This window comes from Aeromonas sp. sia0103 (assembly GCF_963895295.1).
Classification (GTDB): domain Bacteria; phylum Pseudomonadota; class Gammaproteobacteria; order Enterobacterales; family Aeromonadaceae; genus Aeromonas; species Aeromonas encheleia.
Map to the genome: position 1 here is coordinate 289,770 of NZ_CAWQKG010000055.1, position 13,112 is coordinate 302,881.

Here is a 13,112-nt window from a genome sequence, read left to right on the forward strand (position 1 = left end):
ATTTTACGCAAATTGTGGTTGAAGACCCAGCTTATAATGCCGTATCAAAAGAGAATCATTGTTATTTAACTTCAGGGGTCAGTCATGGTACTCACGCAGTTGTCGCCGGGGCAGAGTGCTCGCATCAAGAACATGAACCATCTTGGCCGCGCCTTGCGCCGCAAGCTGATGGTGATGGGCCTGCTGCCCCAGACGGAAGTCATCTACCTGCGGGCGGCGCCGCTGGGTGACCCGCTCCAGATCCAGTGCCAGGGCATCTGTCTCTCCATGCAGAAGAGCCTTGCGCAGCAGATCGAGGTCGAGCCGGTATGAGCTACTCCCTGGTAACCGTCGGTAACCCCAACAGCGGCAAGACCTCCCTGTTCAACGCCCTGACCGGCTCCCGCCAGCAGGTGGGCAACTGGAGCGGGGTCACGGTCGACAAGAAGATGGGCGAGTTCTCCGCCGCCGGTCATGACTATCAGCTGATGGACTTGCCCGGCATCTATGCCCTGGCCAACCAGGAGGCGAGCCTGGACGAGCAGATCGCCAGCCGCTTCGTGCAGGGCCAGCAGCCGGATCTGCTGCTCAACGTCATCGACGCCGCCAATCTGGAGCGTTCCCTCTACCTCACCCTGCAACTGCGGGAGCTGGGCCTGCCCATGGTGGTGGTGCTCAACAAGATGGATCTGCTGCAAAAGCGCCGGGTCACCATAGACGAGGGGCTGCTCAGCCAGGCGCTCGGCTGCCCCGTGGTGTCGCTGTCGGCCCACAACCGCCAGCAGGTGGCGGCCTTCAAGGCGCAGATCCACCAGTTCATCGGTCAGGCGCAACCCGCCCTGGTGCTCGATTATGGCCAGCCGCTGGAGCATGACATCGCCGAGCTGGAGAGCCTGCTCGCCCCCCATCACCTCGCCTCGCGCGGTCGCGCCCTGCGCCTGCTGGAGGAAGATGACATCATGCAGGAGACCCTGCTGCCGGGCCAGCAGGCCGCGGCCGGCAACCTGGTCAAGCGGGCCCATCATACCCAGGACATCGACCTGCAGCTGGCGGATCTGCGCTACGGCCACATCCATCACTGGAGCCAGCAGGCCTGCCAGCAGAAGGGCAGGCTCACCATAGCCCAGAGCGAGCGGCTGGATCGGGTGCTGCTGAACCGCTGGGTCGGCATCCCCTTCTTCCTGCTGGTGATGTACCTGATGTTCATGTTCGCCATCAAGGTGGGCAGCGCCTTCATCGACTTCTTCGACATCATGGGGGGCGCCCTGTTCGTGGACGGGGTGCACCACCTGCTGGGGCTGGTCGCGGCCCCCGACTGGCTGGGGGCCGTGCTGGCGGACGGCATAGGCGCCGGCCTGCAGACGGTGGCCACCTTCATCCCGGTGGTGGGCTGCCTGTTCCTGTTCCTGGCGGTGCTGGAGAGCTCCGGCTACCTGGCCCGCGCCGCCTTCGTGGTGGATGCCCTGATGCGTCGCCTCGGCCTGCCCGGCAAGGCCTTCGTGCCCATGCTGATGGGCTTTGGCTGCACCGTGCCGGCGGTGATGGCCACCCGCACCCTCAACTCGGAGCGGGAGCGGTTGATGACCACGACCATGGCGCCGTTCATGTCCTGTGGCGCCCGTCTGCCGGTCTATGCCCTGTTCGCGGTGGCCTTCTTCCCGGCATCCGGCCAGAACCTGGTGTTCGGTCTCTACCTCATCGGCATCCTGGTGGCGGTGCTCACCGGCTTGCTGCTGCGCAGCACCCTGCTGCCGGGCAAGAGCGACTCCCTGGTGATGGAGATGCCGGACTACGAGTGGCCCCGTCCGGTGGACGTGGGGATCCGCACCTGGCAGAAGCTCAAGGCGTTCATCTTCGGGGCGGGCAAGACCATAGTGCTGATGGTGGCCGTGCTGAGCGTGCTCAATTCTCTGGGGACAGACGGCAGCTTCGGCAACCAGGATCAGGAGCGCTCAGTGCTGAGCAAGCTCAGCCAGGCGGTGACCCCGGTGCTGCACCCTATAGGCGTGCGGGAAGAGAACTGGCAGGCCACGGTCGGCATCCTGACCGGCATCTTCGCCAAGGAGGCCGTGGTCGCGACCCTCAACAGCCTCTATGCCGGCGGCGGCGATGACGAGGAGGCGGCGGAATACTCCCTGCTGGGCAGCCTGCAGGAGGCGCTCGCCACCATCCCCGCCAACCTGGCGGACATAGACCCGACCGATCCCATGGGGCTCAAGGTCGGCGAGCTGGAGGATCAGCAGGCCGCCGCGCAGGCGCAGGAGGTCGACACCTCCACCTACGGCAACATGCAGACCCACTTCGACGGCGCCGCCGGTGCCTTCGCCTACCTGCTGTTCGTGCTGCTCTACATGCCTTGCGCCGCCGCCATGGGCGCCCTGGTGCGGGAGACCGGCCGCCAGTGGGCCCTGTTCACCGCCGCCTGGTGCAACTACATGGCCTTCCTGTGCGCCACCGTCTTCTACCAGGCGGCCACCTTCGCCGACCACCCCGAGCAGAGCCTGCTCTGGATCGCCAGCTACGGCCTCTCCCTGCTGCTGCTGTGGTGGGTCGGCCGGCGCCACGGTGACATAGTCGCCCGCAAGGTGGTGGCCCTGTGATGGCGTGTGGTTTGGCTTGTCGACGGGAGGTGCAGCCATGATATTGCGAGAGCTGGGGGACTACCTGGCGACCCAGAAGAGGGTGAGCCGACGGGAGCTGGCTCGCCACTTCCACACCTCGGAAGATGCGGTAGAGGCCATGCTCGGGGTCTGGATGCGCAAGGGGCGCGTCACCAAGCAGGAGAGCCAGCAGTGCGGCGGCAGCTGCTGCGGCAAGAGCCTGGAGGTGATGTTCGAGTGGTGTGAACCCGGCCGGATCGGCCTGATCCAGCGGTGCTGATCCCCGAACATCTGCGCGCTTCATCAGTAAAAAAGGACCCGCCGATGGCGGGTCCTTTTTGTTTTCGTGCCGTGCCCGGAGGGCGGCCCGGGCTCACAGCGCGGCCAGCATCTCCTGGGTGACCAGCACTATGCCCTGCTCTGAGCGGTGGAAGCGGCGGGCATCTTCGCAGGCGTTTTCCCCCACCACCAGCCCATCCGGCAGCTTGCAGCCCTTGTCGATCACCACCCGGCGCAGCCGGCAACCGGCCCCTATCTCGACCCCGGGGAAGATCACCGCCTGATCCAGGGTGCAGAAGGAGTCGACCCGCACGTTGGTGAACAACACCGAGCTCACGATGAAGGAGCCGCTGACGATGGTGCCGCCGGAGAACAGGGAGTTGATGGTCATGCCGTGCTGGCCGTTCTGATCCTGCACGAACTTGGCGGGGGGCGTCATCTTCTGGCTGGTCCAGATGGGCCACTCCTGATCGTAGATATCGAGCTCCGGGGTCACCGAGGCGAGATCCATGTTCGCCTCCCAGAAGGAATCCACCGTGCCCACATCCCGCCAGTAGGGTTTTTTTTGCTGACAGCAGCCGACGCAGGACATGCTGAACGGATGGGCATAGGCGGTGCCCTCCTTGACCACCCGCGGGATCACGTCCATGCCAAAATCGTGGTGGGAGTCGTCGTTGGCGAGATCCTCTTCCAGCAATTGGTAGAGATACTCGGCCTCGAAGATGTAGACCCCCATGGAGGCCAGCGCGGTGTCGGCCTTGCCGGGCATGGCGGGTGGGTCGGCGGGTTTCTCGACGAAGGCGTGGATCTTGCGATCCTCATCCACCGCCATCACGCCGAAGGCGCTCGCCTCCTGGCGGGGCACCTCGATGCAGGCCACCGTCACCCTGGCACCCAGGTTGACGTGATCGAGCAGCATGGCGGCGTAGTCCATCTTGTAGATGTGATCCCCCGCCAGCACCACCACGTATTTGGGGCCGTGATCGCGAATGATGTCCAGGTTCTGATAGACCGCATCGGCGGTGCCGCGATACCAGTTGACCTCATCCACCCGCTGCTGGGCGGGGAGCAGGTCGATGAACTCGTTCATCTGGTAGCGCAGGAAGGACCAGCCCGATTGCAGGTGACGCAGCAGGCTGTGGGACTTGTACTGGGTGACCACGCCGACCCGGCGGATGCCGGAGTTGATGCAGTTGGAGAGCACGAAATCGATGATGCGGAACTTGCCGCCGAAGTGCACCGCCGGTTTCGCCCTGTTGTCGGTCAACTGCTTGAGGCGACTGCCCCGCCCTCCTGCGAGAACCAGGGCCATGGTCTCGTTCAGCAGCTGTCTGGATTTTGCTGTATTGGCAGGTTGTAACAACATCGAGTACCCCTTTGTTGATATATCCCCTTGATTGTGCCTCCTTTGAAGCCTACGCGAAAGGGCTTTCATGCGAGCTCGGGATTCAAATTGATTTTTTTGTCATTTATGTGAGCGGGCGACACTGCCGAGAGGGGGGTTGTGCGCCCAGTGGTCGTATGGGGCGCGGCGGAGTGTGCGTAGAGTAGGGGGGTCAGCCGCGCTTGAACACATAGCCGTCATGGCGGCTATGTGTTCACGGGGGAGGGGCAGTTCCTGACTAGAACAGCTCGTCCTTGTCATCCTTGGTGGGCTCCAGACTCCAGCCGCTGGCATCCGCGCTGTTGGCGAGGGAGCCCTTCTCCTGCCACAGCTTGATCTTGAGGCGCAAGTTGTTGGCCGAGTCGGCGTTCTTCACCGCCTCCTCCTCGTCGATCACCCCCTCGACCACCAGATCGAACAGGGTACTGTCGAAGGTGACCATGCCGAGCGCCCTTGATTTCTCCATGATCTCCTTGAGGCTGCCAAACTCGCCACGCTTGATGAGGTCACGGATGGTGTGGGTGCCGAGCATGACCTCCACCGCCGCCCGCCGGCCGCCATCCGTGGTCTTCACCAGCCGCTGGGAGACGAACGCCTTGAGGTTGTTGCCCAGATCGTTGAGCAGTTGGGGGCGGCGCTCCTCCGGGAAGAAGTTGATGATGCGATCCAGCGCCTGGTTGGCGTTGTTGGCGTGCAGGGTGGAGATGGCGAGGTGCCCGGTCTCGGAGAAGGCCAGCGCATGCTCCATGGTCTCGCGGTCGCGGATCTCGCCGATCAGGATCACATCCGGTGCCTGGCGCAGGGTGTTCTTCAGCGCGGCATGGAAGCTGCGGGTATCCACCCCCACCTCCCGCTGGTTGATGATGCTCTTGCGGTGGCGATGGACGAACTCCACCGGATCCTCGATGGTGATGATGTGGCCGCTGTGGTTGCGGTTGCGATGGTCGATCAGCGCCGCCAGCGAGGTGGACTTGCCGGAGCCGGTGCCGCCGACGAACAGCACCAGGCCGCGTTTCTCCATGATGGTGTCGAGCAGCACAGGGGGCAGCTTGAGATCCTCGAAGCGCGGGATCTCGGTCTTGATGTTGCGCGCCACCAGGGAGACCTCGTTGCGCTGCTTGAAGATGTTGATCCGAAAGCGCCCTATCTGGGGCAGGGAGATGGCGAGATTCATCTCCAGCTCCTTCTCGAACTGCTGCTTCTGCTCCGAGTCCATGAGATCGGCGGCGATCCTGGCCACCTCACCCGGCTCCAGGCTGGTCTCGCTCAGGGGGCGCAGGGCGCCGTTGAACTTGGCGCAGGGCGGCGCGCCGGTGGAGAGGTAGAGGTCTGAGCCATCCTGGCTGGCCAGCGTCTGTAGCATGTCTCGCAATTCCATGTTTTGCCTCGTCGCTCAAAGGGATGCGGTGGTTATCGATGTGGTTGAGTGTATAGCGTCAGGCACCGGTGAGTTTCTCGCGAAACACAAAAAACACCGCCCCCAGGATGCAGAGCCCGGCCCAGAGATAGTCCCACTTCAGGTCCTCTTTCAGATAGAAGATGGAGAAGGGGACGAAGACCGTCAGGGTGATCACCTCCTGCAGTATCTTGAGCTGGCCGACCGTCAGCACAGTGTGGCCGATGCGGTTGGCGGGCACCTGCAACAGGTACTCGAACAGCGCGATGCCCCAGCTCACCAAGGCGGCGATGATCCAGGGTTTGTGATTCATGCTCTTGAGATGGGCATACCAGGCGAAGGTCATGAAGACGTTGCTGCAGATCAGCAGGCCTATGCTGGTGATGATTGGGTTCATTAGGTTCTCCTTTAAAATCAATCGCATTTTATCTCTTCTTTGCGGGTTTCCATAAGTGGGGCCAAGGGGTATTTTTAGCTCACAAAGATGGCACAACAAAGGTTGGACAGGGATGGGCAAGGCAAGCTGGGGAGTGCTTGGTCTGCTGTTTAGTTGCCTGGCGCAGGGAGCGCCGACGCTGACGGTGGCGACCGACGTCTGGCCGCCGTTTCGCATGCTCGGCCAGGATGGGGAATTCCAGGGCCTGGATATCGATATCCTGCGCCAGTTGCAGGCCCGCAGCGGCATCCGGCTCGAGATCAAGCGGGTGCCCTGGGGACGGGCCCTCAAGCAGATGCAGAGCGGTCAGGCCGACCTGATGATAGGGCTGGCTCATACCCGGGAGCGGGCCGCCTTCATCGACTACCTGCAACCGGCCTACTATCAGTGTCGCCCGGCGTTTTACGGCAAGGCCGCGGCGGTCTCCGCCCTGCACCGCTACGACGATCTGCAGGGGCAGGAGGTGGGCTATGTGCTCAACTCCGCCTATTTCGCCGCCTTCGACGGTGACGAGCGGCTCGACAAGCACGGGGTGCCGACCGAGGATCAGCTGCTGCGCATGGTGGCGCGCGGCCACCTGCCGCTGATGATAGGTACCGACTGCCAGGTGGACTATGCCCTGCGCCAGCACAACGAGGCCGGCCTCATCAAGGCGGCCTATCGCCCGCCGCACCCTGTGATGCTCTATCTGGGGATGAGCAAGCACTCACCCCATCAACCCCTCAGGCAGCCGCTGGCGCTGGCGCTGCAGCAGATGATCGCCAGCGGCGAGATAGAGGCGCTGGCACGGGCTTACCATCCTTGACCTCGGGTGGCAACTCGCTGTTATCATGCACCTTTCGCGCTGGCTCCCGACTCGGGGCCGGCCCTTGTCTCACTCCGGGGATCCCCTGTGTATCTCGCTCTCGTCCATCGCCAGCAGCGCTGGCAGCGCCGCTGGCTGCTCGTCCTGTCGCTGCTCGTTCTGTCGCTGTTCCTGCTCTCCCTCGCCTGGGGGGAATTCCTGCTGCTGCCCTGGCACCCTCTGGGTGAGCTGGAGCAGCGCATCCTGCTGGAGTTGCGCCTGCCGCGGGCCCTGCTGGCCCTGCTGGCGGGGGCGGCGCTCGCCTGTGGCGGCGCCGTGCTGCAGGTGATGCTGCACAATCCGGTGGCCGAGCCCGGCCTGCTCGGCGTGTCGAGCGGGGCCGGACTCGCGGCCATGGTGGCGATGGCGGTGGCGAAATCCCTCGGCGTCTACCTGCCGGGCTGGGGACTGTCGCTGGCCGCCTTCGGCGGCGCCCTGCTGGTGACCATGCTGTTGATCCGGCTGGCGCGGCGGGCCAGGCTAGGCCACACCAAATTACTGCTGTTCGGGGTCGCCATCGGCATCCTCACCAACGCCGCCATGACCTGGCTGATGTACTTCGCCGACGATGGCTCCCTGCGCGAGTTCATGTTCTGGATGATGGGCAGCCTCTCCTATGGCAGCCAGCAGCTGGCCTGGTGGTGGCTGGTGCTGCCGCTGACCCTCGGCTGGCTCTGTTGGCAGGGGCGGGCCCTGCAACAGCTGCTGCTGGGGGAGGCCCAGGCGCGGCTGATGGGGCTGGATGTGGACAGGGTGCGGGTGCGACTGGTGCTGGCGGTCTGCCTGCTCACCGGCCTCGCGGTCTCCCTGTGCGGCGTCATCGGCTTCGTCGGCCTGGTGGTGCCCCATCTGCTGCGGCTGTGCGGCGGCAGCGATCAGCGCTTCCTGCTGCCCGCCTCGGCGCTGGGGGGCGGCGCCCTGCTGCTCGGCGCCGATCTGCTGGCCCGCTCGGTGCTGAGCGCCGGCGAGCTGCCCATCGGCGTCATCACCGCCTCGGTCGGGGCCCCGCTCTTTATCTACCTGCTACTGAGGCAAGATGCCGATGCCTGATCTGGCTGGATCCTCCCTGCTCGAGGCACGAGGCCTCAGTATTCCCGCGCGTCTGGCGCCGCTCGATCTCGACTGGCAAGGCGGTCAGCTGGTGGCCCTGCTCGGCCCCAACGGCAGCGGCAAGTCGACCCTGCTCGGCGCCCTGGCCGGCATACTGCCCGCCGAGGGCACGGTGCGGCTCGGCGGGGAGGCGATCGCCACCCTGAGCTGGCCCGAGCTGGCCAGGCGCCGCGCCATGCTGCCCCAGCGCCAGCCCCAGCTGTTCCACATTCCGGTGTTCCAGGTGCTGAGCCTGGGGCTGGATGAAGGTACTGAGCCCGAGGTGCGCAACCGGGCGGTGGCGAGCCTGTGCGAGGCGCTCGAACTGGAGGCGCTGCTGGCACGAGACTTCAGCTGCCTCTCCGGCGGCGAGCAGCAGCGGGTGCTGATCGCCCGCACCCTGCTGCAGCTGTGGCCCAGCCTCAACCCGGATGGGCGGATACTGCTGCTGGACGAGCCGCTGGCGGGGCTGGATCTGCATCATCAGCTGGCGCTGCTGCGGCTGCTCAAGAGCCTGGCCCGGCAGGGCTTGCTGGTGGTGCTCGCCATCCACGACATCAACCTGGCCATCGACTGGGCGGATCGGATCCTCTGTTTGCAGCAGGGGCGGCTGGTGAGCGAGGGGGGAATAGAGCTTATCGACGAGGCCCTGCTGGAGCGGGTGTTCCAGATAAGGACGGATCGCATCGAGGCCGGTGGCCGGGTCTGGTTTATGCCGAGCCTGTGAGGAGTGGCTTGGCGTAGGTTGGTGCTGAGCCCAACGTTGATTAACCGCGAAGCCCAACGTCGGTCGACAGCGAAGTCCAATGTATCTAGGTTCGCCGGGCAAAACAGGTACGAGTGGTGGGTTACGCCCACCCTACGACAATGACGACAGCAGCTTCACGCCGCAGCGAGAGCTTGCGGTGAGGTGAGCCGGAAAAGAGAAAGGGCCAGGCATCTATGATGCCTGGCCCTTTCGTATTGAGCCGCTTGCTTAGCTTGAATGCTTGCTCAACCGTACCTGCGCCGCTTCGGCCAGCATGGCCAGCAGGGTCTCGGTGTCGTTCCACGCAAGATAGACAGGCATCGGTGATGCTCTGGCCGCAGGTGGATGACGCAGCCGTTACCGCAGGTTTGCTTTGCTCAGCCGTACCTGTGCGGCTTCGGCCAGCATGGCCAGCAGGGTCTCGGTGTCGGTCCACGACAGGCAGGCATCGGTGATGCTCTGGCCGCAGGTGGATGACGCAGCCGTTACCGCAGGTTTGCTTTGTTCAACCGTACCTGCGCCGCTTCTGCCAGCATGGCCAGCAGGGTCTCGGTGTCATCCCACGATAAGCAGGCATCGGTGATGCTCTGGCCGAAGGTGGCGGCGCAGCCATTCTCCACGTCCTGACGCCCTTCCACCAGGAAGCTCTCGGCCATGATGCCGGCGATGCCGGTGCGGCCACGGCGCAGCTGATCGCAGATGTCCTGCGCCACCAGCAACTGACGGCGGTGATCCTTCATGCTGTTGCCGTGGCTGAAGTCCACCACCAGCCGCTCGGGCAGGCCGACATCGGCCAGGGCCTCGCAGGCCTCGTCGACGCTGGCAGTGTCGTAGTTCGGCCTGTGGCCGCCACGCAGGATCACGTGGCCATAGGGGTTGCCGGCGGTGCGGTAGATGGTCATCTTGCCGTCCTTGTCCGGGGAATAGAAGATGTGGCTGTGGCGGGCGGCGCGCACCGCATCGATGGCGATGCGGGTGTTGCCGTCGGTGCCGTTCTTGAAGCCGACCGGGCAGGAGAGGGCGGAGGCCATCTCGCGGTGCACCTGGGATTCGGTGGTGCGTGCGCCAATGGCGCCCCAGGTGATGAGGTCGCTGATGTACTGGCCGGTCACCATGTCGAGGAATTCGGTGGCGGTGGGCATGCCCATAGCGTTGATGTCCACCAGCAGCTGGCGGGCCAGTTTCAGCCCCGAGTTGACGTCGAAGCTGCCGTCGAGGCGCGGATCGTTGATCAGCCCCTTCCAGCCGACTATGGTGCGCGGCTTCTCGAAATAGGTGCGCATGACGATGCAGAGGCTCGCCTTGTATTGCTCGCGCAGCTGGTTGAGGCGCTGGGCGTATTCGCGGGCGGCGGCCGGGTCGTGGATGGAGCAGGGGCCGACGATGACCAGCAGGCGCTGATCCTCACCGGCCAGAATGGCTTCTACATCGCGGCGGGCATCCAGCAGGTTCTGGGCAATGCGGTCGTTGATCGGGAAGGCGTGCGCGAGTTCGCTCGGAGTGATCAAAGACTCCAGACGGCGGGTGCGCAATTCATCGGTGTGAATGGACATACGACTCAATTCTCGGGTGGTGGCGTGGATAGGGATGCCAAAAATGCAAGGGGATAAAATAAAGCAAAACACGCCGGATGGAAACCTTGGCGGGCTCTGTTAGGATGTGGGCCCGAAAGCCATTCCAAATGAGGTAGTTATCGTGGCAAAGCCAGGCGCGACCGGGGTTACCCGCGTCATCAATGCAACCGGTTACAGCATGAAAGGGCTCAAGTCGGCCTGGATCAACGAGGCCGCCTTCCGCCAGGAGCTGGTGCTTGTGCTGCTGTTGATGCCGCTGGCCTGCTGGCTCGGGGACTCCCTCAATCAGATCCTGCTGCTTATCGTCATCAGCTGGCTGGTGGTGATCGTCGAGGTGCTCAACTCCGCCATCGAGGCGGTGGTGGACCGCATCGGCTCCGAGCACCACGAGCTGTCGGGGCGTGCCAAGGATCTCGGCTCCGCCGCCGTCTTCATCGCCTTAGGCTTGAATGCCCTGGTGTGGGGCGCGCTGGTGGGACGCAATCTGCTCGGCTGGTGGTAGCTTGCGAAGCAAGCTTCCTCCTGACATGAAAAAAGCCCGTCATCGAGACGGGCTTTTTGTTGGCTGAGCGCAGGGGCTCAGGCCATCAATGCAGGATCCGGGCACGGATGGTGCCGTTGATCTCCTTGAGCTTGGCGAGCGCCTTCTCGCTGTGCTCCGTCTCCACATCGATCACCACGTAACCGATGTGGCTGCTGGTCTGCAGGTACTGACCGGCGATGTTGATCCCCTCTTCGGCGAAGATCTGGTTGATCTGGTTCATGACGCCCGGCTGGTTGCGGTGGATGTGCAGCAGCCGGCTGGAGCCCTTGTGACCCGGCAGTGAGACTTCCGGGAAGTTGACGGCGGAGAGGGTGGAGCCGTTGTCGGAGTACTTGACCAGCTTGTTGGCCACCTCTAGCCCGATGTTCTCCTGCGCTTCCTGGGTCGAACCGCCGATGTGGGGGGTCAGGATCACGTTGTCCAGGCCGCGCAGCGGGGTCAGGAACTCCTCGTCATTGGACTTGGGCTCGCTCGGGAAGACGTCGATGGCGGCGCCGGAGAGATGGCCGCTCTTGATGACGTCGGCCAGGGCCTCGATGTCCACCACGGTGCCGCGGGAGGCGTTGATGAAGATGGCGCCCGGTTTCATCATGCGCAGCTGCTCGGCACCGATCAGATCCTTGGTGGAGGCAGTCTCAGGCACGTGCAGACTGATGACGTCAGACATGTTGAGCAGCTCCACCATATTTGGCACCTGGATGGCGTTGCCGAGGGAAAGTTTGTTCTCGATGTCGTAGTAGTAGACCTTCATGCCGATCATCTCGGCGATGATGCCAAGCTGGGTGCCGATGTGGCCGTAGCCGATGATGCCGAGCTTCTTGCCACGGGCCTCCACCGAACGGTTGGCGAGCTTCTCCCACACGCCGCGATGGCACTTGGCATTTTTCTCCGGGATGCCGCGCAGCAGCAGCAGGATCTCTCCCAGCACCAGTTCGGCCACGGAGCGGGTGTTGGAGAAGGGGGCGTTGAACACCGGAATGCCACGCACATGGGCGGCGTCGAGCGCAACCTGGTTGGTGCCGATGCAGAAGCAGCCGATGGCGACCAGCTTGCCGGCGGCATCCAGCACCTTCTCGGTGAGCTGGGTGCGCGAGCGCAGGCCGACGAAGTGTACGTCACGAATGCGCTCGATCAGATCCTCTTCCGACAGGGAAGTCTTGAGATATTCCACACTGGTGTAACCGGCTGCACGGAAGGTCTCTACCGTGTTGGGATGGACTCCCTCCAGCAGCAGTACCTTGATTTTGTCCTTTTCCAGCGAAAACTTGGCAGTCATGACGATCCCTCTATATGTGCAAAGAATGAGTGCGGATATGGCGTGTGAAGAAAACCGTAAAGTAGCAAAAACGTGTGGGAGAGGGAATATTTGTGACGAAAGTCAAATTCTTTGAAGTTTTCAACGTTTGTTGTAGACGGGGACGGGCAACTTGTTGAGCCATAAATAGAAACGGCGCCATCGGGCGCCGTCATCCATTCACGCTGTGATTATTGGGTCACAACCCCATCCGGGGTGCCAATCAACACCACGTCCGCGCCACGGTGGGCGAACAGACCATTGGTGACCACGCCCACTATGCCGTTGAGCTGAACTTCCAGCCCCTTGGCATCTTCGATGGCCATGCCCTTGACGTCCAGGATGATGTTGCCGTTGTCGGTGACCACCCCTTCGCGCCACACAGGATTGCCGCCAAGCTTCTTGATCTCGCGGGACACGTATTCGCGGGCCATGGGGATCACTTCCACCGGCAGCGGGAAGGTGCCGAGCACCTCGACCGTCTTGGTGTTGTCGATGATGCAGATGAACTTGTCGGCCACGGCCGCCACTATCTTCTCGCGGGTCAGGGCCGCGCCGCCGCCCTTGATCATGTCGCGGCTGGCGTTGATCTCGTCGGCGCCATCCACGTAGACGCTGAGGGCATCGATGTCGTTGAGGTCATAGACGGTGATGCCGAGACCCTTGAGGCGCTCGGTGGAGGCAACCGAGCTCGATACCGCGCCCTTGATCTCGTCCTTCATGGTCGCCAGTGCGTCGATGAAGTGATTGACGGTAGAGCCGGTGCCGACCCCGACTATGGTGCCGGGAATCACGTATTTGAGCGCAGCCCAACCGGCCGCCTTCTTCATTTCATCTTGAGTCATGATGGATCCTTATGGAAAAAGCGGGCGCATTATATCCAAGCATCCGCCCCAGAGCGACCTTGGCGCTCACGTTCCGGGCCAAAAAGCCCCAAGATGTAAA

General features: G+C 63.4%; 13 protein-coding genes and 1 pseudogene. 7 read left to right on the forward strand and 7 right to left on the reverse strand.

The annotated features are described in order from the left end of the window. Positions 1-84: 84 nt before the first annotated feature. From AACW18_RS17385 to AACW18_RS17395, 3 genes are read left to right on the forward strand one after another with little or no spacing between them, the layout of a single operon-like run. Complete coding sequence (locus tag AACW18_RS17385) at positions 85-312, forward strand: FeoA family protein (RefSeq protein ID WP_042654687.1); 228 nt, start codon at positions 85-87, stop codon at positions 310-312. Further along, complete coding sequence (feoB, locus tag AACW18_RS17390) at positions 309-2,579, forward strand: Fe(2+) transporter permease subunit FeoB (protein ID WP_218389360.1); 2,271 nt, start codon at positions 309-311, stop codon at positions 2,577-2,579. Before AACW18_RS17385 ends, feoB begins: the two co-directional genes overlap by 4 nt. Positions 2,580-2,616: 37 nt before the next feature. Next, positions 2,617-2,859, forward strand: coding sequence for a FeoC-like transcriptional regulator (locus AACW18_RS17395; protein WP_042654689.1), 243 nt, complete (start codon positions 2,617-2,619; stop codon positions 2,857-2,859). Positions 2,860-2,952: 93 nt separating this feature from the next. Here AACW18_RS17395 and glgC read toward each other — a convergent pair whose 3' ends face one another. The 3 genes from glgC to AACW18_RS17410 form a co-directional block, all read right to left on the reverse strand. After that, a complete protein-coding gene (gene glgC / locus AACW18_RS17400) occupies positions 2,953-4,224 on the reverse strand; it encodes a glucose-1-phosphate adenylyltransferase (RefSeq protein ID WP_218389361.1) in 1,272 nt (423 codons plus the stop codon). A gap of 256 nt (positions 4,225-4,480) precedes the next feature. Continuing rightward, entirely contained in the window at positions 4,481-5,620 is a 1,140-nt protein-coding gene (tapW, locus tag AACW18_RS17405; protein ID WP_042654691.1) for a type IVa pilus ATPase TapW, read from the reverse strand. 58 nt (positions 5,621-5,678) lie between these two features. Then, the gene (locus AACW18_RS17410) at positions 5,679-6,035 is read right to left on the reverse strand and encodes a DMT family protein (RefSeq protein WP_042654692.1); all 357 of its coding nucleotides are present in this window, start codon (positions 6,033-6,035) and stop codon (positions 5,679-5,681) included. A gap of 112 nt (positions 6,036-6,147) precedes the next feature. On the opposite strand from AACW18_RS17410, the gene AACW18_RS17415 reads away from it, so the two are divergent. The 3 genes from AACW18_RS17415 to AACW18_RS17425 all read left to right on the forward strand — a co-directional run bounded on the left by AACW18_RS17415 (position 6,148) and on the right by AACW18_RS17425 (position 8,734). Further along, positions 6,148-6,879 carry a substrate-binding periplasmic protein gene (locus AACW18_RS17415; RefSeq protein WP_218291889.1) on the forward strand — a complete coding sequence of 244 codons (732 nt, stop codon included), beginning with the start codon at positions 6,148-6,150 and terminating at the stop codon, positions 6,877-6,879. An 87-nt stretch (positions 6,880-6,966) separates the two neighbouring features. Continuing rightward, positions 6,967-7,968 (forward strand): vitamin B12 ABC transporter permease BtuC, encoded by a 1,002-nt coding sequence (gene btuC, locus AACW18_RS17420; protein WP_042654694.1) that lies wholly within the window; start codon positions 6,967-6,969, stop codon positions 7,966-7,968. Next, complete coding sequence (locus tag AACW18_RS17425) at positions 7,955-8,734, forward strand: ATP-binding cassette domain-containing protein (RefSeq protein ID WP_218389362.1); 780 nt, start codon at positions 7,955-7,957, stop codon at positions 8,732-8,734. Before btuC ends, AACW18_RS17425 begins: the two co-directional genes overlap by 14 nt. Positions 8,735-9,112: 378 nt before the next feature. Here the strand turns inward: AACW18_RS17425 and AACW18_RS21530 are convergent. Together AACW18_RS21530 and AACW18_RS17430 are read right to left on the reverse strand one after the other, a co-directional pair. Next, a pseudogene (locus AACW18_RS21530) lies at positions 9,113-9,226 on the reverse strand (3-deoxy-7-phosphoheptulonate synthase); the annotation flags it as partial. 14 nt (positions 9,227-9,240) lie between these two features. Further along, positions 9,241-10,308, reverse strand: a complete 1,068-nt coding sequence (locus AACW18_RS17430; protein ID WP_218389363.1) for a 3-deoxy-7-phosphoheptulonate synthase — start codon at positions 10,306-10,308, stop codon at positions 9,241-9,243. Between the two features lie 142 nt (positions 10,309-10,450). On the opposite strand from AACW18_RS17430, the gene AACW18_RS17435 reads away from it, so the two are divergent. Then, positions 10,451-10,831: a diacylglycerol kinase gene (locus tag AACW18_RS17435; RefSeq protein WP_218389364.1), complete on the forward strand. Its 381-nt coding sequence runs from the start codon at positions 10,451-10,453 to the stop codon at positions 10,829-10,831. 85 nt (positions 10,832-10,916) lie between these two features. Here the strand turns inward: AACW18_RS17435 and serA are convergent, their stop codons facing one another. Both serA and rpiA read right to left on the reverse strand, forming a co-directional pair. After that, complete coding sequence (gene serA, locus AACW18_RS17440) at positions 10,917-12,149, reverse strand: phosphoglycerate dehydrogenase (protein ID WP_042654698.1); 1,233 nt, start codon at positions 12,147-12,149, stop codon at positions 10,917-10,919. 209 nt (positions 12,150-12,358) lie between these two features. Continuing rightward, positions 12,359-13,012, reverse strand: coding sequence for a ribose-5-phosphate isomerase RpiA (gene rpiA / locus AACW18_RS17445; protein ID WP_042654699.1), 654 nt, complete (start codon positions 13,010-13,012; stop codon positions 12,359-12,361). Between the last annotated feature and the right edge of the window lie 100 nt (positions 13,013-13,112).